Annotated in this window: 20 protein-coding genes and 1 riboswitch; of the genes, 16 read left to right on the top strand and 4 right to left on the bottom strand. The window is 50.0% G+C overall.

Translation table 11 applies throughout. From position 1 onward, the window contains the following. Positions 1-60 precede the first annotated feature (60 nt). The 5 genes from NF683_RS12135 to NF683_RS12155 all read left to right on the top strand — a co-directional run bounded on the left by NF683_RS12135 (position 61) and on the right by NF683_RS12155 (position 4,494). Positions 61-576: a TRAP transporter small permease subunit gene (locus tag NF683_RS12135; RefSeq protein ID WP_253920104.1), complete on the top strand. Its 516-nt coding sequence runs from the start codon at positions 61-63 to the stop codon at positions 574-576. Further along, positions 573-1,901, top strand: coding sequence for a TRAP transporter large permease (locus tag NF683_RS12140; protein WP_253920105.1), 1,329 nt, complete (start codon positions 573-575; stop codon positions 1,899-1,901). Before NF683_RS12135 ends, NF683_RS12140 begins: the two co-directional genes overlap by 4 nt. Before the next feature lie 173 nt (positions 1,902-2,074). Further along, positions 2,075-3,136 (top strand): HlyD family secretion protein, encoded by a 1,062-nt coding sequence (locus tag NF683_RS12145; RefSeq protein ID WP_253920106.1) that lies wholly within the window; start codon positions 2,075-2,077, stop codon positions 3,134-3,136. Continuing rightward, entirely contained in the window at positions 3,126-4,208 is a 1,083-nt protein-coding gene (locus tag NF683_RS12150) for a DUF2955 domain-containing protein (protein ID WP_253920107.1), read from the top strand. The genes NF683_RS12145 and NF683_RS12150 overlap by 11 nt, the downstream gene beginning before the upstream one ends. 106 nt (positions 4,209-4,314) lie before the next feature. Beyond that, the gene (locus NF683_RS12155; protein ID WP_038486547.1) at positions 4,315-4,494 is read left to right on the top strand and encodes a CsbD family protein; all 180 of its coding nucleotides are present in this window, start codon (positions 4,315-4,317) and stop codon (positions 4,492-4,494) included. Positions 4,495-4,559: 65 nt separating this feature from the next. Here the strand turns inward: NF683_RS12155 and NF683_RS12160 are convergent, their stop codons facing one another. Next, positions 4,560-6,026 carry a DASS family sodium-coupled anion symporter gene (locus NF683_RS12160; protein ID WP_253920108.1) on the bottom strand — a complete coding sequence of 489 codons (1,467 nt, stop codon included), beginning with the start codon at positions 6,024-6,026 and terminating at the stop codon, positions 4,560-4,562. A gap of 188 nt (positions 6,027-6,214) precedes the next feature. On the opposite strand from NF683_RS12160, the gene NF683_RS12165 reads away from it, so the two are divergent. Next, a complete protein-coding gene (locus tag NF683_RS12165) occupies positions 6,215-7,294 on the top strand; it encodes an NAD(P)-dependent alcohol dehydrogenase (protein WP_193084889.1) in 1,080 nt (359 codons plus the stop codon). A gap of 139 nt (positions 7,295-7,433) precedes the next feature. Here NF683_RS12165 and NF683_RS12170 read toward each other — a convergent pair whose 3' ends face one another. From NF683_RS12170 to tenA, 3 genes are all read right to left on the bottom strand, one after another. Further along, a complete protein-coding gene (locus tag NF683_RS12170) occupies positions 7,434-9,143 on the bottom strand; it encodes a hypothetical protein (RefSeq protein WP_089038858.1) in 1,710 nt (569 codons plus the stop codon). Between the two features lie 181 nt (positions 9,144-9,324). Then, the gene (gene thiC / locus NF683_RS12175; RefSeq protein ID WP_089038857.1) at positions 9,325-11,271 is read right to left on the bottom strand and encodes a phosphomethylpyrimidine synthase ThiC; all 1,947 of its coding nucleotides are present in this window, start codon (positions 11,269-11,271) and stop codon (positions 9,325-9,327) included. A 44-nt stretch (positions 11,272-11,315) separates the two neighbouring features. Continuing rightward, the gene (gene tenA, locus NF683_RS12180; protein ID WP_253920109.1) at positions 11,316-12,014 is read right to left on the bottom strand and encodes a thiaminase II; all 699 of its coding nucleotides are present in this window, start codon (positions 12,012-12,014) and stop codon (positions 11,316-11,318) included. A 78-nt stretch (positions 12,015-12,092) separates the two neighbouring features. Then, positions 12,093-12,251, bottom strand: a riboswitch (TPP riboswitch). 227 nt (positions 12,252-12,478) lie between these two features. On the opposite strand from tenA, the gene NF683_RS12185 reads away from it, so the two are divergent. From NF683_RS12185 to NF683_RS12230, 10 genes are all read left to right on the top strand, one after another. Beyond that, entirely contained in the window at positions 12,479-13,285 is an 807-nt protein-coding gene (locus tag NF683_RS12185) for an FRG domain-containing protein (RefSeq protein WP_253920110.1), read from the top strand. Between the two features lie 154 nt (positions 13,286-13,439). Then, positions 13,440-15,014 (top strand): transposase, encoded by a 1,575-nt coding sequence (locus NF683_RS12190; RefSeq protein WP_253920111.1) that lies wholly within the window; start codon positions 13,440-13,442, stop codon positions 15,012-15,014. A 204-nt stretch (positions 15,015-15,218) separates the two neighbouring features. Further along, the gene (locus tag NF683_RS12195) at positions 15,219-15,866 is read left to right on the top strand and encodes a response regulator (RefSeq protein ID WP_253920112.1); all 648 of its coding nucleotides are present in this window, start codon (positions 15,219-15,221) and stop codon (positions 15,864-15,866) included. Positions 15,867-16,412: 546 nt separating this feature from the next. After that, complete coding sequence (locus tag NF683_RS12200; protein ID WP_253920113.1) at positions 16,413-16,871, top strand: GNAT family N-acetyltransferase; 459 nt, start codon at positions 16,413-16,415, stop codon at positions 16,869-16,871. Positions 16,872-16,971: 100 nt separating this feature from the next. Further along, positions 16,972-17,286 carry a chorismate mutase gene (locus NF683_RS12205; RefSeq protein ID WP_253920114.1) on the top strand — a complete coding sequence of 105 codons (315 nt, stop codon included), beginning with the start codon at positions 16,972-16,974 and terminating at the stop codon, positions 17,284-17,286. Positions 17,287-17,472: 186 nt separating this feature from the next. Continuing rightward, the gene (locus NF683_RS12210; RefSeq protein WP_253920115.1) at positions 17,473-17,706 is read left to right on the top strand and encodes a transposase; all 234 of its coding nucleotides are present in this window, start codon (positions 17,473-17,475) and stop codon (positions 17,704-17,706) included. A gap of 56 nt (positions 17,707-17,762) precedes the next feature. Then, positions 17,763-17,915 (top strand): transposase, encoded by a 153-nt coding sequence (locus NF683_RS12215; protein ID WP_253920116.1) that lies wholly within the window; start codon positions 17,763-17,765, stop codon positions 17,913-17,915. A 203-nt stretch (positions 17,916-18,118) separates the two neighbouring features. Further along, entirely contained in the window at positions 18,119-18,565 is a 447-nt protein-coding gene (locus NF683_RS12220; RefSeq protein ID WP_253920117.1) for a hypothetical protein, read from the top strand. Between the two features lie 96 nt (positions 18,566-18,661). Then, the gene (locus NF683_RS12225) at positions 18,662-18,955 is read left to right on the top strand and encodes a YciI family protein (RefSeq protein ID WP_253920118.1); all 294 of its coding nucleotides are present in this window, start codon (positions 18,662-18,664) and stop codon (positions 18,953-18,955) included. Between the two features lie 98 nt (positions 18,956-19,053). Continuing rightward, a complete protein-coding gene (locus tag NF683_RS12230) occupies positions 19,054-19,521 on the top strand; it encodes a GNAT family N-acetyltransferase (RefSeq protein ID WP_253920119.1) in 468 nt (155 codons plus the stop codon). Positions 19,522-19,630 lie beyond the last annotated feature (109 nt).

The following is a 19,630-nucleotide window of genomic DNA, read 5'->3' on the forward strand; positions in this document are numbered from 1 at the left end:
TTAAGGCCTCTCTTTTATTGGTGTCTGCTTGCTGTCCCCCTGATACGCTGAGATCCCGTCATGAAACTAATTCGATCCATAGAAGCTCTGACCCGCTTTGCTGGCTGGTTGGGTGCTCTTCTTGTACTTCCTTTAATTGGCGCGTTAATCATTGAAGTACTGAGCCGTTACGTTGCAGGCCGCCCTACGCTATGGGCTTTTGAAGTTAGCTACATGGTAATGGGGGCAATGTTTATGCTGGGCATGGCCAATGCGTTGCGCATAGGCCAACACGTCAGCGTCGACATCGTGTCTCTGCAATTGAGTGAGCGAGCTAATGCCGCCGTTCGGGCACTTGGCTATTTGCTGTTCCTACCAGTGCTGGTATGGCTGGTATGGGAGCTTTCTAAGTACGCACTCTCTGCTTTTGAAACCAATGAACGTTCGGGGCGTTCTGCCTGGAACCCCGTCGTATGGCCGATTTTCACAGTATGGTTTGTTGGTTTTGCACTGTTAGCTCTTCAGGTGTTCGCTGAGTTACTGAAGTCAATTTGTTTGTTAACTGGTAAACATCAACTTGAGGAGCCAGCCGAATGAGTAGCTATCTTGCGTTGCTGATGTTTCCTGCCTTGATGACGTTAATCATTGCTGGATTTCCAATAGCCTTCTCAATGATCCTAGTGGCAACGGGTTTTGGCATTATTCAGTTTGGCGATGTTGCGGCTTATCAACTGTTGACCAAAATTGAAGACACGGCCTCTAACTCGATTCTTGCAGCGGTACCACTGTTTATATTTATGGGCGCAATGCTTGAGCGTTCAGGCATTGCTGAGCGCTTGTTCGAAGCGATTCATATGTGGACGCGTCGCTTACCCGGTGGGCTAGGTATCGGTGCCATTATATTAGGGACGTTGTTTGCCGCTTCCAGTGGCGTTGTTGGTGCAACAGAAGCGGTGATTGGTATGCTTGCCATTCCTGTCATGCTTAAGCATCAATACAGCAAAAGCCTGATGTCAGGGACTATTTGCGCCAGTGGTTCTTTAGGTACCGCAATTCCGCCTTCTATTACTGTAGTAGTACTTGGGCCTGTCGCAGGGGTCTCTGTTGGTTCTCTATTTAGTGGTTTGCTAATACCGGGTTTCTTGATGGCGGTAATGTTCCTGATCTATATCATCGGGGTTGCTTACCTTAAACCAGAAATGGCGCCACGTGTTCAAGAGCAGGAACCAGATATTGCGCTAGGTGAAAAAATTCGTATTACGCTAGTCGCGCTGGTGCCAACCATGCTGCTGATTTTTACCGTGCTGGGCACTATTCTTTTGGGCATGGCAACACCCACAGAGGCTGCAGCATGCGGTGCCTTGGGTGCCATCATCTTGGCAGCTGCTTACCGTAATTTAAATGTAGCGGTACTTTGGTCGTCAGCAGTGAAGACCGTCAATATTTCCGCAATGATCCTGCTTATCGTTATGGGTGGCAGTATGTTCGCTGGGGTGTTTTTTGCCTCAGGCGGCATGGCAACAGTGCAGTCTCTGCTGATGGATACGGGCTTGAGCCCTTGGATGATTTTAGGCCTTATTCTGCTGATCGCTTTTATCGCAGGTTTTGTACTGGATTTGATCTCTGTGGTGCTCATTATTATCCCTGTGGCAATGCCCATTGTTAGGATGCTGGGCTTTGATGAAATCTGGTTCTGTGTCGCTTTCTTAGTGGTGCTGCAAACCAGTTATCTGACGCCGCCTTTGGCACCTGCTATTTTCTATCTCCGGGCAATTACACCTCCTGAAGTAACACTGAAGCATATGTATAAAGGGGTTGTGCCATTTATTTTGGCTCAGCTTGTCGTGTTGGCTTTGGTGTTAGCATTTCCAGAAATTGCTTTGTGGTTACCAGATGTCATGGGAGGACCTTCCTGGCGTTAATTAATCACTTGTAGAATGGCTTTCTATTGGCCGCTCTTTTTTAAGGGCGGTTTTTTTATGGGGAGTAAGAGTATTGTTAGCGTGCTAATGGTTTGTTAGACTAAAGTATTCCACCTAATAATATCTCCAAGCGGTGACATAGCCGCTTTGGTGCTCGTCAATGAGAAATCCCAATGTCCCCTGATCAAAAATTTACTCGCTGGGTGAAAATAGCCCTGACCGTATTTCTATTGCTGTTCGTTTACTTCTTAATGGCCGACAGCTTTATGCCCATGACGCCTGAGGCGCGGGCAATGCGCCCCGTCACCAGTATTGCTCCCGAGCTAAGCGGCCCTGTGCAAGAAGTCGTGGTGAGCGACCATCAGCCGGTAACCCAGGGTGATGTGCTATTTCGCTTAGACCCATCGCCCTTTCAAATCGCTCACTCCCAAGCCCAATTAAACCGGGAGCAAGCGGAGCAAGAAAACGCCCGCTTGAATGCAGAGCTAGCGGCTGCCAGGGCATCACTTGCCTCGGCACAGGCTACTTTCGATGAGCGCAGCGGTGAACGTCGCCGTGCTGAAGCGCTGCTTGGGCGTCAGGGAATTTCTCGCCAGCAGTACGAACAGCAGGTCGCGGCCGAACATACCGCACAGGCGGCTGTGGCATCTGCCCAGGCACAAATTGACAGCTTAGAGGTACAGTTGGGAGAAGAGGGCGACGATAACTTACGCCTTCGCCAAGCGAATAATGCCCTTGAAAAAGCTGAGCTGGATTTAGCCCATACGGTGGTAAAAGCGCCAGAGTCCGGTGTGGTCGCTAATCTTCAGCTACAGCCTGGCCATTATGTGCAGGCGGGGCAGCCTGCGGTGGCGCTGGTCGCGAGCACGGTAGAGGTCGTGGCTGATTTTCGTGAAAAGAGCCTGCGCCATGTGGTGCTTGGCGATGAAGCAAAAGTGGTCTTCGATGCGTTGCCTGGACAAATTTTTGAAGGGCATGTCAGTGCCTTTGATGCCGGCACCCGCGCAGGCCAGCAGGCAGTGGATGGTCAACTTGTGGATATTCCTGCTTCAGATCGTTGGATACGAGATGCGCAACGTGCGCGTATTCATGTGGCGTTAGATACGCCATTGACTGAACTACCCCCGAGTGGTGCGCGGGCAACGGTGCAACTAGTGCCGGGCGAACATGCAATGGCTAAGCCGTTTGCGTGGTTGCAGGCGCACCTGATTAGTTGGCTGCACTATGTTTATTAAAGCGGCTATTAGAACGTTTATTAAAAAGACGCCTGTAGTCGCTGTTAATAAGCCAGCGCTCTCTCAAAACGGCCTGCGCCAGTGCCTGCGGGTAGCAGGAGGCGGTTCGCTGGGTTTTATTATTAGCCAATTGATGGGCTGGAATTATGGCGTTTTTTTTACCGTTTTCCCGATGTTCTTGTTGGGTATGGTGCCCATTTTAAATGGCAGCATCATTCGCCAGTTTTTGGCGAACGTTAGCTTGAATGCTTTGGAAGTCAGCATGGTGGTGGGGCTTCTAAAGCATATGCCGGTAGTGATGACGCTGGTCGTACTAGGTCTATTTTTGCTGCGCTTCAATCTAATGGCAAAAGGCCCGCTGTTTCTGTTTGGCGCGAATGGTGTGTTGACGCTAAGCATATTGCTGCACTTTGCTAGCTACCCTGGTGTTGATTTAAGCGATCTCTTGGCGAGTAATATTATGGCCAGCCTGCTGGCGGTATTTATCGCCATGTTGATGCATACGCTATTTCCCGATGTTGAACCCCGCCAGTTACCACCGCGGGGTGCAAAGCCTGCAGCCCAAATTCGCCATGAAACATTGATGGGCGGCATTACGGCCACGCTCTCGTTCGTAGTGTTCCAAATGTTTGACCTCAGAGATTCGCTGTCAGCGCAAATGGCCACCATTCTGATTCTGTTTGCTTTAGGTTATTCCGGCGCTCGAGTGTCGGCAAGTAAGCGAGCCATCGGCACGCTACTAGGCTGTAATCTGGCGCTGGCAATGCAGCTATTGCTTTACACCCAAAGCCATCATTTTTTGCTGGTGATTTTGCTCTATTGGCTTGGACTAATGCTGTTTGCTAGAGAACATATTTTGGAAGGTGGCGGCTCAGGCATTGGCTTTGGAGGGCTGACAACGTTGGGTATTCTCTTTGGCCAATCGTTAGGCCCGCAGCAAGACCTTGTTTATAGTGCGCTTTATCGGTTCTCTTCGATGAGCGTTGCGCTCGTGGGCACCTTGTTGGTCATGGCTTGTTTGCACTGTTTGCTAAATAGTTGGCAGCCAACGCGCCTGCCTAAAAGTAATTGAGGTAACTTTTCTAACAAAGGCTACGCTAAGGAAGGTGTCGCCATTCGAAGTGAGTGTTCACTTAGTGAACGACATCATCCCCACTAACGGATTAGAGGTGTTCGTCATGGCAAGTGGCAAAGAAGATAAAGTGAAAGGTACTGTCAATAAGGCCGCCGGAAAAGTGAAGGAAGCAGCTGGCAAAGTAACCGGAAGTAGTAAAACCGAAGCTAAGGGTAAAGCCCAACAAGTAAAGGGCGAACTGCAGAAAGGTAAAGGTAAGGCCAAAGAGAAGGCTAAGAAATAGCGCCTAGCCAGGGCATTTCAATGCCAACAGAGGTCAATAACCTCTGTTGGCTTTTAGGTGGTAACTCAGTAGTGGCCAAGCAGCTTCCACCATAAACCACCAACGACTACCCAAATGAGCAGGTTCACCACGCTCATAATGAAACCTGCTTTCCACCACTCTCCCAGCGTCAGGTAGCCTGAGCCAAAGATGACTGGTGAAGTGCCTGTGGCGTAATGGGTTAAGGTCATCATAATCGAAGATGTGGCCGCCATAATTAGCACAAAAGGCATAGGTGGGGCGCCGAGGCTTAAGCCAACGGTGAGAAATGCTGCCATCATCGCGGTGATGTGTGCAGTCGTGCTGGCAAAAAAGTAGTGGGTATAAAGAAAGGTGAGTACCAGAAGTGCAGAGGCTCCCGCCCAACCAATCCCCATCGTGGTAATCCAGCTCTGCATATTCGCTGAAAACCAACTAATTAGGCCTGTTTCGTTAAGTTGGCTAGCCATCATAATAAGAGCACCAAACCACAGCAGCGTATCCCACGCATTTTTTTCTTTCAGCACATCTTCCCAGGTTAAAACCCCTGTTAGCAGTAGTAGCGATAAGCCAATAAACGCAGACGTGGTGGTATTAAGCGTGACTGCATCCCCCAGGAATATCGCTGGGATATCCGCCCAAAGCAAAAGCAGCACTAAGAAAACGAACAACATGATGCCTTCGTTTCGGCTTAGTTTTCCTAGTTCGGCAAGTTTGTCTCTCGCCAACTGGGTGGCATTCGGGGTTTCTTTAATTTCCGGTGGGTAAAGCAAGTACAGAATGTACGGCATCGCCAGGATGGCGACCAAGCCCGGCAGCAGCATGGCGATCGCCCAGGTTAACCAGCTCAGCTGTATTTCCGCCCCAGTAGCGGATGAGATAAGTTGAACGGTTAATGGGTTAGGAGCGGTGGCGGTGATGAACATAGCCGAGGTGATGGGGTTGCTGTGGTAATTCACCAGCGCTAGATATTTGCCGATTTTGCCCGACGTGTTGTCTTCAGGATGTGAGTCAAAGCTGTGCGCGATAGAGCGCATAATGGGGTGAATGATACCGCCACCCCGTGCGGTATTACTTGGTGTGACAGGTGCAATTGAAAGCTCGGAAAAGGCGAGGCCATAGCCAATTCCCAACGTGCGCTTGCCAAAAATCGAGATGAAGTAGTAGCCAATACGCGCACCCAGGCCAGTTTTAATCAACCCGCGCGAAATCATAATCGCAATGGCAATTAACCAAATAAGTGGGTTGGCATAACTGCTTAAGGCGACATTGATGGCCTCGCCTGGCGTATCGCCGGTAACGCCACTTGCCGCGACAATAGAAATCGCAATTACAGAGATCGCCCCAATAGGCATAGCTTTGCCGATGATAGCGACAATAGTGCCGACAAATATTGCCAGCATGAGCCAAGCGTTTGGCGTCAGCCCTTCTGGCAAAGGAATTACCAGCCAAATCAATAGAGTGGTGGCCACAGCGACTGCGGTCGACCAGAGTTTGAAAGGTAGTGTCGGCATAATGGATACCTATAGATTAAAAAAACAGCAGCTAGCGGTACACTTGGTATAAATAAGATAGCGCGGTAAATGCTATTTAAGTCTATATATATCTAATGTATCTCTCATTGTTCCACGTCAATTGCTGTTCCTTAATCCAGTGGGCTCAATAGTGATGGGGTATCACTCACTTCAATAGGAGCCGTTACATGCCTGCCATGATGAAAGCCGCTATTTTTGTTGAGCCTGGGCGCATTGAGATTAACGACAAGCCCATTCCCGAGATTGGCCCCAATGACGCGTTGATGCGGGTCACCACCACGACTATTTGCGGCACCGACGTACACATCTTAAAAGGCGAATACCCCGTTGAGCGCGGCCTAACCATTGGCCATGAGCCGGTGGGCGTGATTGAAAAGTTAGGTGCCAATGTGAAGGGGTATCAAGAGGGCCAGCGGGTCATCGCCGGAGCGATTTGTCCCAGCTTCACTTCTTATGCTTGCCAAGATGGTTGTTCCTCACAAGATGGCGGCCACCACAGCCACGGTTATAAACCGATGGGCGGCTGGCGCTTTGGTAACACCATCGATGGTGCCCAAGCTGAATACCTATTGGTGCCCGATGCCCAGGCTAATCTCTCTCCCGTGCCCGATGGTCTAACCGACGAACAAGTGCTGATGTGCCCCGATATCATGTCGACCGGCTTTGCGGGTGCCGAAAAAGCCGGTATCAATATTGGTGACACGGTGGTGGTATTCGCGCAAGGTCCGATTGGGCTGTGTGCGACAGCAGGTGCGCGGTTACGTGGGGCGGGGATGATTATTGCTGTCGACGGTGTTGATGAGCGGCTTGCAATGGCCAAGCAGATGGGCGCGGATGTCACGCTAGATTTTCGTCAGGTTGATGTCGTCGAGGAGGTTCTAAAGCTAACCGGCGGGCGCGGCGTTGATGTGGCCATTGAGGCACTCGGCCTGCAGCAAACCTTTGAGTCTGCCTTGCGGGTGCTAAAACCTGGCGGCACGCTGTCGAGCCTGGGCGTTTACTCTGAAGACCTGACGATTCCGCTGGGTGCTTTCTGTGCTGGGCTTGGAGATCACAAAATTATTACGTCACTCTGCCCCGGTGGAAAAGAGCGAATGCGCAGGCTGATGAGCATCATAGCCGCAGGGCGACTAGATCTTGGCCCCATGGTCACGCACCGCTATGCGTTGGAGAACATTGTCGATGCTTATGACCTGTTCTCCCACCAGCGCGATGGTGTGTTGAAAGTGGCCCTTGAGGTCTCATAGCGCTTAAGTAAGTTCAAGAGCCATCCATACGCCACCTTTATCAGCGTGGCTGCCGACGAAAAACTCGCTAACGATCACAGTGACACGATGACAGCTGTATCCAATAGCGAGTTTTTCGGATGTTAGGGATAGCCAGTGCTTAGTTCAATTCCAGCGAGAAGCTCATTTCAACGCCTGCGTCATCCACTCTGAACCAGTACTCCATGTTCTTATAGATATCGCTATATTGCCTGAGCAGATCAGTATCAAACTCTGCCAATTCATCGGAAGGCATTTGTGCTATGACATCGGCCAGCGAATGGTAGAACTCACCAGTCAGATGGCCATGAACCAGTAGGTCACGCTCGGAAACAGGGGCTTGCAGTTCTTCCTGTAGTGTTTCGGAATCGCTGATGCCAACGCCCAAGGTAATGGCGCTTTCAGACATAGCCGCGTAGAGCTTTGGTGAGTCTGGTGGCAGCATCATGCTGTCAATTTTTTTGGCTTCTCCACCGGGTTCAAGTCCAAGTGCCCCTAAATCAGGCACGAACGCACTTGCTGTAGACAGCAGGGCAAGCGGGTTTTGCGAAGCGAGGGTCAGAAGACCGGTACCAGCGGGTTCGCCCTCTTTCATTGTCAGGTTGTTAAGGCGTGCTCTGAAACCAGACAGAGATGGGCCAATCATCATGGCGACTGGATTGTTGATCGCCATATTGATCTCATTCCAGGTGCTGTTTAACTCCTGCAGCTCATCACAGCTAAACGGGTTTTGACGCACTTCCTGGGCATACTTCTGAACAGTTTGCATCAGTACAGGTAGATTCAGGCCTAGCCCAAAGCTGGCCATGCCCTCTGTGCTACCAAGGCCCGGAACCTGAGCGGTCATTGCACGGAGATCGCTGACAATAGCCTCATCGGTTTCCAGTATGAGATTCATCTCCATACGGTCGAGGTTATATTCACGCATACCCATGACAATACCGGGGAAGCGGTTGGTGATGCGGTCAATATCTGCTTGGCAGGCGGAGAGGTCCAGCCGCTCTGCATCAGCCGCGTCCAATAGTGCTTGAGTAGCTAAGTGTGTGGGTGTACTCAGCTCACTAAGCAGGCGTGATGAGTCGATTTCCCCGGCACCATAGGGCGTGAAGCCATGACGCTGTTCAATTTCCTCTAGAGCGCCGGTATCACCAATGTTGCTGTCAGGCAGGGTGCTACCCAGCACCTGTGATAGCAACTCATCACTAACATTTTCTGGCACCACAGACATCAGCAGTTGCTTATCGATAATGGCCATGATGGCTTTAATCGGACCATCTTGTGTTAGCACCCAGTACTCTTTTCCATCTGTTGTGGCCGTACTAGGGTTGATATCTGCATTGGTGAGGATGCGCTGCAGCGTTTCGCGGAAAGCGTCTTCATCCTGCAGTTCCATACGCAGAGTGGGCAAGATACCCAGTCCGTATAAAGCGACCTGGGGGCTCATTTTAAAGCCCAGTGCATGAATATCATCGAGTGTTTCAACCCCGACAAACTCTTCACCCATCGCGATCAACAGTGACATCAGCGAATGCAACACGTCATCGTCTATGTCGTGCAGCATGTCGCGCAGTTCATCCAAGTCAGCTTCCAGGTTGCCCTTTGGCTGCATGCGCTGGTAAAGAGCAAAAGCATCTTGTTCAGGCATTGATTCCCGTGTTGCCACAAAATAGGGAGAGTCGGCGGGGATATATTTCAACAGGGAAGCTGAGAGGTTTTTTGGTGCTTCCTGCTGGGTGTCTGTTGCTGTTGGCGCGCTATCATCGCTGCAGCCACTCAGTACGCCCGTGCTGAGAAGAGCAAGAGAAACAGCCAAGGATAATTTAGTTCTCATTTAACATCAGTCCTTTGAAAAATGGTGACTTTAAAGTGAGCATTTCAAATAACACTCATTGTGAATGATAATCATACACAAATTAATTTAAACTAGCCTCTTCTTGGTTAAGAAAATGGCCCTTGAGGTCGTGTAAGACCCAAGAGCCACGTGTTAGCAGTGAAACTTACAGGCTGCTATTTTAAACTTCCTGGTACAGTTCGCTACCTTCTCGGCGAAACTTCTCGGCTTGCTCCTGCATGCCACGCTTAACGGCCTCGGAATCGCTTTCAGCGGCATTCTCCGGTGTGCGGTCCCGATAGGTATCGCGTACTTCCTGGCTGATCTTCATGGAGCAGAACTTCGGCCCACACATGGAGCAGAAGTGCGCCACTTTGGCGGAGTCCTTCGGCAAGGTTTCGTCGTGGAATTCACGGGCGGTGTCCGGGTCTAGCCCCAGATTGAACTGGTCTTCCCAGCGGAATTCAAAACGTGCCTTGGAAAGCGCGTTATCGCGACGCTGTGCTGCCGGGTGACCCTTGGCCAAGTCTGCTGCGTGGGCAGCAATTTTGTAGGTGATGATGCCGGTTTTGACGTCATCTTTATTCGGCAGACCCAAGTGCTCCTTCGGCGTCACATAGCAGAGCATTGCACAGCCAAACCAGCCGATCATGGCCGCGCCAATGCCGGAGGTAATGTGGTCGTAGCCGGGGGCGATATCGGTGGTCAGTGGGCCGAGGGTATAGAAAGGTGCCTCGTGACACGCCTCAAGCTGCTTATCCATGTTCTCTTTAATCAGGTGCATGGGCACATGGCCAGGGCCTTCGATCATCACCTGAACATCATGTTTCCAGGCGATCTTCGTCAGCTCACCCAGGGTCTCCAGCTCAGCGAACTGCGCTTCGTCGTTGGCATCGGCGACTGAGCCGGGGCGCAGGCCATCGCCCAGAGAAAACGCTACGTCGTACTGCTTGCAGATCTCACAGATCTCTTCGAAGTGGGTATACAGGAAACTTTCCTGGTGATGGTACAAGCACCACTTGGCCATGATAGAGCCGCCACGGCTGACAATGCCGGTCACTCGGTTGGCAGTCATTGGCACATAGCGCAACAGTACGCCCGCGTGAATGGTGAAGTAATCCACGCCCTGTTCAGCCTGTTCAATCAAGGTGTCGCGGAACACTTCCCAGGTCAGGTTTTCGGCAATGCCGTTGACCTTCTCAAGCGCTTGATAGATCGGCACTGTACCAATCGGCACCGGCGAGTTGCGGATAATCCACTCACGGGTCTCGTGAATGTTCTGGCCCGTGGAAAGGTCCATGATGGTGTCCGATCCCCAGCGGATACCCCAGGTCATTTTGTCGACTTCTTCTTCAATCGACGAGGTAACTGCCGAGTTACCCAGGTTGCCGTTAATCTTCACCAGGAAGTTACGGCCAATAATCATCGGCTCGGATTCTGGGTGGTTGATATTGTTGGGGATAATTGCGCGCCCACGGGCGACTTCGTCGCGCACAAATTCCGGCGTGATCTCTTCCGGCAATTTTGCACCAAAGCTCTGGCCAGGATGTTGATGACCAAGAATACGCTCAACTTCAGCGGTGCCTAATGTTTGGCGGCGCTGGTTTTCGCGAATGGCAATAAATTCCATTTCAGGAGTAATAATGCCCTGGCGCGCATAGTGCAGTTGGGTGACATTCTTACCCGGTTTTGCTCGGCGTGGGGTGCGCGTTAAATCAAAACGCAACTGGGCAAGCGTGGGGTCGTTAGCGCGGCGATTGCCGTACTCACTGGTGGGGCCGTCAAGGAACTCGGTATCGTTGCGCTCTTCAATCCAGGCGCGGCGCAGGGCAGGCAAGCCTTTGCGTAAATCGTTGTTGGCGGCTGGGTCGGTGTAAGGGCCAGAGGTGTCGTACACCAGTAGCGGCGGATTCTCTTCATCAATGCTGCTGGTTTTAGTGGGCGACAGGGTGATTTCCCGAAACGGCACGCGGATATCTGGTCGTGAGCCTTCAACGTACACCTTGCGCGAGGCGGGCAGCGGTTGAATGGCAGCCGCATCGACCTGAGCAGTTTCAGCTAAAAAATGGCTGGTTTTACTTTTTGAGGTCTTAGTTTTTACAGTTTCAGTTTCTAAAGTCTTCGTCATGACGGTCGTCTTCCTTCGTTGTTGATTATGGTTATTGTGTTGGCTTAATGGGTGAGGCTTTTGTCTGTTAGATCGCTGTCTATCAGATCCAGACCCATCTGCCAGAAATCGATTTCCAGACGCGTGGCGTCGCGGAAGATCTTGCTCAGCTCGGCAAAGCGGGCGGGGGTAACATCGGCCAGGCGGGCATTGAGCCATTCAAGCTCAGCCTGCATGGCGGCCTGAAACTCCTGGCTTTCGTACATCGCTATCCAGGCATCAAACGGGTTTTGGCTGCCGCGTAGGGTAGAAGGCTGAGCATTCAGCCAGTTGGCGATTTCGCCGTAGCCCACTAAGCAAGGAGCCAGCGCCACGTGCAAATCGAGCAGGTCGCCGCGATTGCCGGTGTCTAATACGTAGCGGGTATACGCCAAGGTGGCTCTGGCTTCAGGAAGCTCCGCCAGCTCTTGCTCGGAAATTCCCCACTCCTGGCAAAAGCCCACGTGCAGGCCTAGCTCTACATCCACAATGGCTTTTAAACCTTCATGGGCTTGGCGAAGATCAGCCAGCGTAGGGCTTTTATAGGCGGCCAACGCGTAGGCGCGGGCGAAGTGAATCAAAAACAGGTAATCCTGTTTCAAATAGTGGCGAAACGATGCTTCTGGTAGCGCGGCGGTACCCAGCTGGCGGACAAAATCATGCTCAATATAGGCGCGCCAGTCGTCATGGCAGGCATTAGTAAGATCAGCAAAGCGGTAGCCCATGGTGCCTCCGGGAGTAATGATCCGGAAGGTGGGCGGTTGAGATCGAGTAAATGGCGCAGAAGGTGGCGTGAAGCTAAGCCGAGGCCATCGCTTGATCCCTACGCCGGTACCCGCGTGCTCGTCATAGGAGCAGCGCATTAGCCGGATCAGGTTCAGCGGGACCAGCGCTTTGGCAGTATCAAGTGGATACGCCCTGCGCCATCTCAGCCGGATTCACCGGCACCCCGTCAAGCAGTTAGTGCCAAGCAGTCTAGGAGGACGAGAGAAGAGATGCAAGGGGCACGCGCAAGCACGCGAATTTTGGATATGCTGCCAAAATTGGCTTTGCTCTCTTGGGAATCAATGGGGTAGAGTCAAATTGGGTGGCTGCAAAACTCCAATGAATGTGCCGTCGCGTTTATTGGGGTTTTGTGGCGAGGCGTATAATCACTGTTAGTTTCCCCATGATTTTGAGACGTTAGCGAATGTATCAAGAAATAATTATTGATGAATGGAAGAAGGTAGAAGATCTTCAGCTTGAATTCTCTAATGAAATTTATAGAGGTCAAGCAGACAAGAATTGGGAAATTAGTACCTCTATTAGCCGCGCTTTAGGTGCGGAAGAAGATGATCCTAATAACTCAGAATTCTGGTTCTTAAGAGAATTTAAAAAAGGAGCAGCGCACTATATCTCTAATCTTCCAGAGCCTGATGACTATATCGGTTGGTTGGCGCTTATGCAGCACTATGGCACACCGACTAGATTAATAGACTTCACTCATTCATTTTATGTCGCATGCTATTTTGCATTAATTGGTTCAAAAGTTGATGCAGCTGTATGGTCGATAGACTTTAGCCTATTACACGATATTGGACACTCTACTTTTAGTATAAGACGTGGTAGCTTGAGAGATGAATGGGAAGATGATGTATATAGAGCCACTAATGGATTTTTAAAAAATATACTTTCCTCAGCTACAAATGCGTCAAGCTATTCAGAAAACCCCACTAAAGCTGGCATAGTCGCTATTGAGCCAATTCAATACAATTTGCGTTTAAGAGCACAGCAAGGGTTATTTGTACTTCCATTAGATATAACATCATCTTTTCTAGAAAACGTGAATGAGGCTTGCAGTGAGACTGAGCCAGTATTTAAAAAGTATATTCTGAAGAAAGAACTGAGATTCACTATCCTAGGGCACTTGAAACATATGAACATTACATCAGAAACGTTATTTCCTGGAATGGAAGGTTTTGCTAGGTCGATAGCACATAGAAGACTGGATGTATAGCTTAAGTGCAACTAACAAAGCCATTAAATTCGCTCCCTACGGTCGCCGGACGCTCGCAAGCTCGCGCCGTTTATGGCGGCGTTGAGCCTGTAGAAAAACTCCGCTGACGGCTAAGTTTTGGTAGGATCGAGGAAACAGACGAGGAGTGGTCAGCATGCCGCGCTTCAAAGCTTATAACTACGACCAGAACGCCATGGTGGTGATCAACTATCAAGATCAGCTCCAGCCAGGCACCTTTGAACACGCTGTGCACTACCTGATCGAGCACAAGCTCGACTTGTCCGTTTTCCATCCCCAGTACCGCAACGACGCGACCGGTCGGCTGGCCTATGATCCGGCCATCCTGTTGAAGATCATCCTGTTTGCCTACTCCAAAGGCATCACCTCCAGTCGTGAAATGCAGTGGTGCTGCGAGACCAATATTATTTTTAAAGCTCTTTCCTGCGATACCGTTCCCCATTTCACCACACTGGCCAGCTTCGTCAGTCGCCATGCCGATGAGATTGAAGCGCTATTCGAGCAAGTGCTGCTGGTGTGCCACGAACAAGGCTTACTGGGCAACGAACTCTTTGCCATTGATGGCTGCAAGATGTCCTCCGATGCCTCCAAAGAGTGGTCGGGTACGTTCAAAGAATTGGGCGAGAAACGGGAGAAACTGAGAGGCCTGATTCGGCATCACCTACTAGAGCACTACGCGCGTGATGAAGCTGAAACGGAAGCCGATCTGGATCGGGATATCCGGCGGGCCAAGACGATTCTCTCGCTAGATGCCGCCATGAACAAAGTTGACCGTTTCCTAAAGACGCACAGCCCAAGGATGGGGCGGGGGAAGCGAATCAAGGAAGTGAAGAGCAATCTGACCGATAACGAAAGTGCCAAAATGACGACCAGTAAGGGCACGATCCAGGGCTATAACGGTGTCGCTACGGTGGATAAAAAGCACCAGATCGTCATTGACGCTCAGGCCTTCGGAGAAGGCCAGGAACATCACACCTTGCAGCCCGTACTGGAAATGGTCGAAGCCCGTTTTAAGAAACTGGGGATTGCGGAGAATATCTACCAAAAAGGCACCGTCGTCACCGCCGATACCGGTTTCGCGAATGAAGCCAATATGAAGTACCTTCACGAGCGATGGATTAATGGCTATATCCCTGATAATCAGTTCCGCAGCCGAGATCCGAAATTCACCGACCAGAAAAACAAATACGGCAAGCGCCACCAGAACTTACCAGATAAAGGCTGGCGAGAGACGACGCCAGCTAGCGCGTTCCAGTTTGATCCAGTAGAGCTAACGTGTATCTGCCCAACCGGTGAAAAACTGTCCTATCGCGGGCAACGAGAAACTGACAATGGCAAGACCCGGGTACACTTTGAAGGGCGCTTGCTGCAATGTCGGCATTGCCCAAAGAAATACCGCTGTATGCAGAACCCGAGCTCGGCCGACCATCGCAACGGTGCAGGGCGACAAGTGTCTTTTATTATCGAGAACAAACGCTTACCCAATTACAATGACTGGATGAAGCATCGGGTTGATAGCCCCAAGGGCAAAGAAATTTACAGCCATCGCATGTCAGTCGTGGAACCCGTCTTTGGCAACATTGGCACAACGAAAAGACTGAACCGCTTCAGCCTTCGGGGTAAGCAAAAGGTGCAAGGCCAATGGCAGCTCTACTGCTTGGTTCACAATATTGAGAAGTTGGCGAATTACGGCCACTTGGCCGCGTTATGAAGGGCTTAGAGTGGAGTAAGTTGCTTTTTAAGAGCAAAAGGCCGTCTTCAACAAGCTTTAGCTGGGCGCTCAAGTGGCTAAATGCCGATATTAAGATGACTCAGCCAGATGACCGGCTGGGTAAATGAATAAGGACAACTGGCGGTGGAAATGGCTCGAAATCGGGTTTTTCTACAGCCTCGTTAGCTGTATAAGGGTCAACCAATGGAGTCTTTATCTAAACTTATTTCAGCGCTAGCCTCTCTTGCATGGCCAGCTATATTTGTTCTATTGATTTATAGATTTCATAATCCGATTCAAAAGCTTATCGAGTCTGCACGAGGAAGAAAGTTCACAATAAAAGTTGCTGGAAATGAGCTCACTATGGAAGAAGCCTCTGAGCAGCAGAGAAAGATACTTAATGATATGCAGTCTCGGTTGGCAGAAATAGAAAAGCACATAGAAAAAAAAGAAAAAATATCGCTTGGCAATGAGTCTAGGCCAGAGCCAAAAAGTAAGAGAATTCTATGGGTTGATGACAGCCCAAGAAACAATAGTTACTTGGTGGCTGCGCTTACTGATATGGGGCACTCGGTGGATATCGCGCTTTCCACGGATAAGGGCGTCAGTAAATTCAAAGAACGCTACTATGATATCGTTATATCAGATATGGGAAGACCTGAAGATGAAAAAGCTGGGATCACGTTGGCAAAGGCCGTTCACTCAATAAGGACAGGAGTCCCTTATTTTATCTTTTGTGGCGGTTGGGCTGCTAGGAATCTGCGTCAAGAGGCTTTGGATGCCGGTGTTTCAGAGATAACTTCATCTGGAACAACATTGTTGAGTCACCTTCCACTAGATAATGGCAGCTAACACCTATGAGCCTTCTGTCTGTCAATAGGCCGTAGTGTTTTTATTGGCCGCGTAAGCGGTCAATATGAAGTCCCTGAGCCAGTGATCCTACTTCATCTGTCATCGTTGGCTGTGAATGGCTTACAGCAAACACCTATTGAGGCTCTCTTAGTGTGATCGTTAATCACTGCCAGACTAGGTTGCTCCCTGCAAGTTGGTCTGGGGCACTAGACATTCATCGGTTAACCAGCATCTGTCCTATTCAAACAGCGGGTTACTTTATAGTCCCAGTTAGTTTCAGGTTCAGCGCCGGTGTAAGCTCACTCGCTCAGGGTATTGGTGCACGCCAGCAGGATGGATAATCAAAGCGACGGGCTTCGAGTTGGGTGTAGTAGAAGCAGGGTTTTAGGTCTGAATAACCAGTCAGCACGACGTCACCCCTAGTTTCAGCACACTCCGTAATGATCCAGTTAGACGTTGATCATCATCCTGCTGCGTGACTAACTCGTTAAAAAGCGTTGTTCATCAAACACCTTTTCGTTTTTTAACATGCGACGTCACCCCCTAATGAAAGTTGCATACAGGATAGCAACGCCTGACGATACGGCCGAATGCATCGCCTTGAGAGGAAAAACGAGAGAAAATGCGTTCTCTGTCGAACAATTGGAAGAACTCGGTATTACTTTAGATAGCTGGAAAGCAGGAATTAGCGATGGCTCCTTACCGGGTTACGTTGGTGTTTGTGAAGGGAAGATTATTGGCTATTGCTTCGGTGATAGCCGCGCTGGAGAAATTGTTGTCTTGGCACTATTACCAAAATATGAAAGTAAAGGTGTTGGTAAAGTACTATTAGATCAAATGATTGAGTCTTTCCACTCTATAGGATTCGAAAGACTTTTCCTCGGATGCTCATCCGATCCGAAAACTCGTTCATATGGTTTTTATAGACACCTAGGCTGGCGCTCCACTGGTCTATTTGATGATGCGGGCGATGAGATACTTGAATACTTCACTAATAAAAAGTGAATTTATAATTGGCACTAACAAATCGTTCGCTTCGCTCACTGGGACGGGCTAAAGCGCGCCCCTTAACCAAACGTTATGGTCGCCTACTAAGGAGAGTACTTTGAGCAAGGCAGTAATTTGTAACTCACTCGAAGAAGTTCGTGAAAATATCGACAGGATTGATCGTCGAATCGTTAGCCTGCTGGCAGAGCGTGGCGGTTATGTGAAGCAAGCCGCTCAGTTCAAGAAGACAACCGACGACGTAAAGGCACCTCAGCGAGTTGAGCAGGTAATAGCAAAGGTTTTGGCGTTGTCGGCTGAAGAGGGTGCTATACCTACAGTCACCGAGGCGGTCTATCGTTCAATGATTTCGGCGTTCATAAATGCAGAGCTTACTGAGCATGCTGCACTAGTAGGCGCCGGCGATCGACCATAACCAGATGTTCAAGCGGATGCCCTACACTCCGCAGCTCTTTTGTGCCATTCGCTTCGCTCATTATTTGGCACAAAAAATCTGCTGCGTTCCGGTCACCGCTTAACTTGGCGTTGAGCCTGTAGAAAGACTCCGCTGACACCTAAAAGTTTTGGTAGGACCGGGAAAAATAGATGAGGAGTGGTCAGCATGCCGCGCTTCAAGGCTTATAACTACGATCAAAACGCCATGGTGGTGATCAACTACCAAGATCAGCTCCAGCCAGGCACCTCTGAACACGCTGTGCACTACCTGATCGAGCATAAACTCGACTTGTCAGTTTTCCATAAGACAAATACGGCAAGCGCCATCGCAACGGTGCCGGCCGATAGGTATCTTTTATCATCGAGAACAATCGGTTGCCCAATGACACTGATTGGATGAAACGGCGAGTGGATAGCCCCATGGGCAAAGAAATTTACAGCCATCGTATGTAAGTCGTGAAGCCCGTCTTCGGCAACATTGGCACAACGAAAAGACTGAACCGCTTCAGCCTTCGGGGTAAGAAAAAAGTGCAAGGTCAGTGGCAGCTTTACTGCTTGGTGCACAATATTGAGAAGTTGGCGAATTACGGCCACTTGGCCGCGTCATGAAGGGCTAGGAGCGGGGTAAGTTGCTTTGTGAACCCACCAGGCCGTCTTCAGCGGGCTTAAGCTGGGCGCTCAAGTGGCTAAATGCCGATATTAAGATGACTCAGCCAGATGACCGGCTGAGTAAATGAATAAGGACAACAGGCGGTGGAAACGGCTCGAAATCGGGTTTTTCTACAGCCTCGTTAGGCATTCAAGGAGGAAAGATGCATTCTGCAAGTAATAAGTATCTTCTGGCTGCGGCATTATGTTGTTTTGCTGCTGCACTTGCTCATCTGGGCTGTATTATATTCGGAGGCGATTGGTATCGTTTCTTTGGTGCAGGCGAGCAGATGGCTCGGATGGCTGAGCAAGGGCTTTGGTATCCGACAATCGTCACCTCTATCATCGTATTGCTACTTCTGGTTTGGGCGCTTTACGGCCTGTCGGGTGCAGGTGTAATTAAACGTTTACCTCTGACAAAATTGGCGCTAATCGTCATTGCCAGTATATTTTTAACTCGTGGCGTTTCCTTCGTCGGATTAATGCCAATGTTCCCAGAAAACAGTCTGACGTTTTGGTTAATTAGTTCTGGTATATGTTTGTTTATTGGCGGCCTGTTTGCTCTAGGTTCTTGGCAGCAGTGGTCAGTTTTAGGTGTAGAAAATGCCTAACAATACGCATCACTCGCTCCCGTTGGTCGCTGGGACGCCAACCCGCTGCGCGGCTCGTCGCCCGTGTGCTTTACGTTATATGAAAAGGAGAGTTCAGTGTTTGTAGTATCTCTAACGTACAAAGTAGAATTATCAGAAGTGGATAAGCACATAAATGACCACATTGCGTATCTAGAAAAGCATTACGAAAAAGGTAATTTCATCGCTTCCGGTCGCAAAGTACCAAGAACCGGAGGAGTAATACTTGCCCACGCAGAAAGCCGAGAAAAATTGAATGCCATATTGCAAGAAGATCCTTTTTTCAAAGCTGATGTGGCAAGTTACGAAGTGACTGAGTTTGTTCCAAGCAAGGTAGGCGAAGGTTTTGAGTCGCTTGTAAATCTCATATAACAATCGGCTTCTGTCGGACAGTCAAAAGCTCCGGCCAAAAATCGGCCTCCACTTTTTCCTGCCGCAGAGCCGAGCATTAGAACACTTTGGAAACCACGGTGAGTAATTTAGACTTGGCTCTGCTAGCCAATCATCCCGAGCTACTGCCAGCACTTCGAGAAATGTTTGAGTGCGGATGGCCGGAGCATTACGGTGCGCAGGGTAGGGGAAATGCAGAAGAAGACCTGCTGGCATATTCCAATCACAATAAACTTCCTATTGGGGTTGTTGCGATGCAGGATGGTTCTGCGCTTGGTATCGCGGTATTGAAGGCTAAATGTGTTTCTACACACGACCACCTCACCCCTTGGATGGGTGGCGGCATGGTACTCCCTCAGTACCGGCGTCGTGGAATTGGCGCAACATTGACTGTTGAGCTTGAAAGCATCGCACGCAAGCTGGGATACAAAAAAATCTACTCCGGCACAAGCACAGCAAACAGCCTTCTGGAGCGAAGTGGCTGGTCGTATATCGAAACCGTGCTTTACGGAGGGGATAACGTATCCATCTATGAGAAAGCGCTCTAACTCAGGCGTTGCGGCTGTAGAAAGGGCCAGTGGCAGTTATACTGCCTGGTGGATAATATTGAGACGTTAGCGAGTTATGGTTATCTAGCTGAATGCCGATATTAAGATG

It is taken from the genome of Halomonas sp. MS1, from assembly GCF_024182575.1.
Lineage (GTDB): Bacteria > Pseudomonadota > Gammaproteobacteria > Pseudomonadales > Halomonadaceae > Vreelandella.

What these genes read in the sequence shown, in the direction of transcription:
- NF683_RS12135 (WP_253920104.1), top strand. Translation starts at nt 61, where the DNA reads ATGAAACTAATTCGATCCATAGAAGCTCTGACCCGCTTTGCTGGCTGG.
- NF683_RS12170 (WP_089038858.1), bottom strand. Translation starts at nt 9,143, where the DNA reads ATGAGAACTAAATTATCCTTGGCTGTTTCTCTTGCTCTTCTCAGCACG.
- NF683_RS12200 (WP_253920113.1), top strand. Translation starts at nt 16,413, where the DNA reads ATGAAAGTTGCATACAGGATAGCAACGCCTGACGATACGGCCGAATGC.
- NF683_RS12160 (WP_253920108.1), bottom strand. Translation starts at nt 6,026, where the DNA reads ATGCCGACACTACCTTTCAAACTCTGGTCGACCGCAGTCGCTGTGGCC.
- NF683_RS12185 (WP_253920110.1), top strand. Translation starts at nt 12,479, where the DNA reads ATGTATCAAGAAATAATTATTGATGAATGGAAGAAGGTAGAAGATCTT.
- NF683_RS12150 (WP_253920107.1), top strand. Translation starts at nt 3,126, where the DNA reads ATGTTTATTAAAGCGGCTATTAGAACGTTTATTAAAAAGACGCCTGTA.
- thiC (WP_089038857.1), bottom strand. Translation starts at nt 11,271, where the DNA reads ATGACGAAGACTTTAGAAACTGAAACTGTAAAAACTAAGACCTCAAAA.
- NF683_RS12220 (WP_253920117.1), top strand. Translation starts at nt 18,119, where the DNA reads ATGCATTCTGCAAGTAATAAGTATCTTCTGGCTGCGGCATTATGTTGT.
- NF683_RS12165 (WP_193084889.1), top strand. Translation starts at nt 6,215, where the DNA reads ATGCCTGCCATGATGAAAGCCGCTATTTTTGTTGAGCCTGGGCGCATT.
- NF683_RS12195 (WP_253920112.1), top strand. Translation starts at nt 15,219, where the DNA reads ATGGAGTCTTTATCTAAACTTATTTCAGCGCTAGCCTCTCTTGCATGG.
- tenA (WP_253920109.1), bottom strand. Translation starts at nt 12,014, where the DNA reads ATGGGCTACCGCTTTGCTGATCTTACTAATGCCTGCCATGACGACTGG.
- NF683_RS12155 (WP_038486547.1), top strand. Translation starts at nt 4,315, where the DNA reads ATGGCAAGTGGCAAAGAAGATAAAGTGAAAGGTACTGTCAATAAGGCC.
- NF683_RS12145 (WP_253920106.1), top strand. Translation starts at nt 2,075, where the DNA reads ATGTCCCCTGATCAAAAATTTACTCGCTGGGTGAAAATAGCCCTGACC.
- NF683_RS12140 (WP_253920105.1), top strand. Translation starts at nt 573, where the DNA reads ATGAGTAGCTATCTTGCGTTGCTGATGTTTCCTGCCTTGATGACGTTA.
- NF683_RS12210 (WP_253920115.1), top strand. Translation starts at nt 17,473, where the DNA reads ATGCCGCGCTTCAAGGCTTATAACTACGATCAAAACGCCATGGTGGTG.
- NF683_RS12190 (WP_253920111.1), top strand. Translation starts at nt 13,440, where the DNA reads ATGCCGCGCTTCAAAGCTTATAACTACGACCAGAACGCCATGGTGGTG.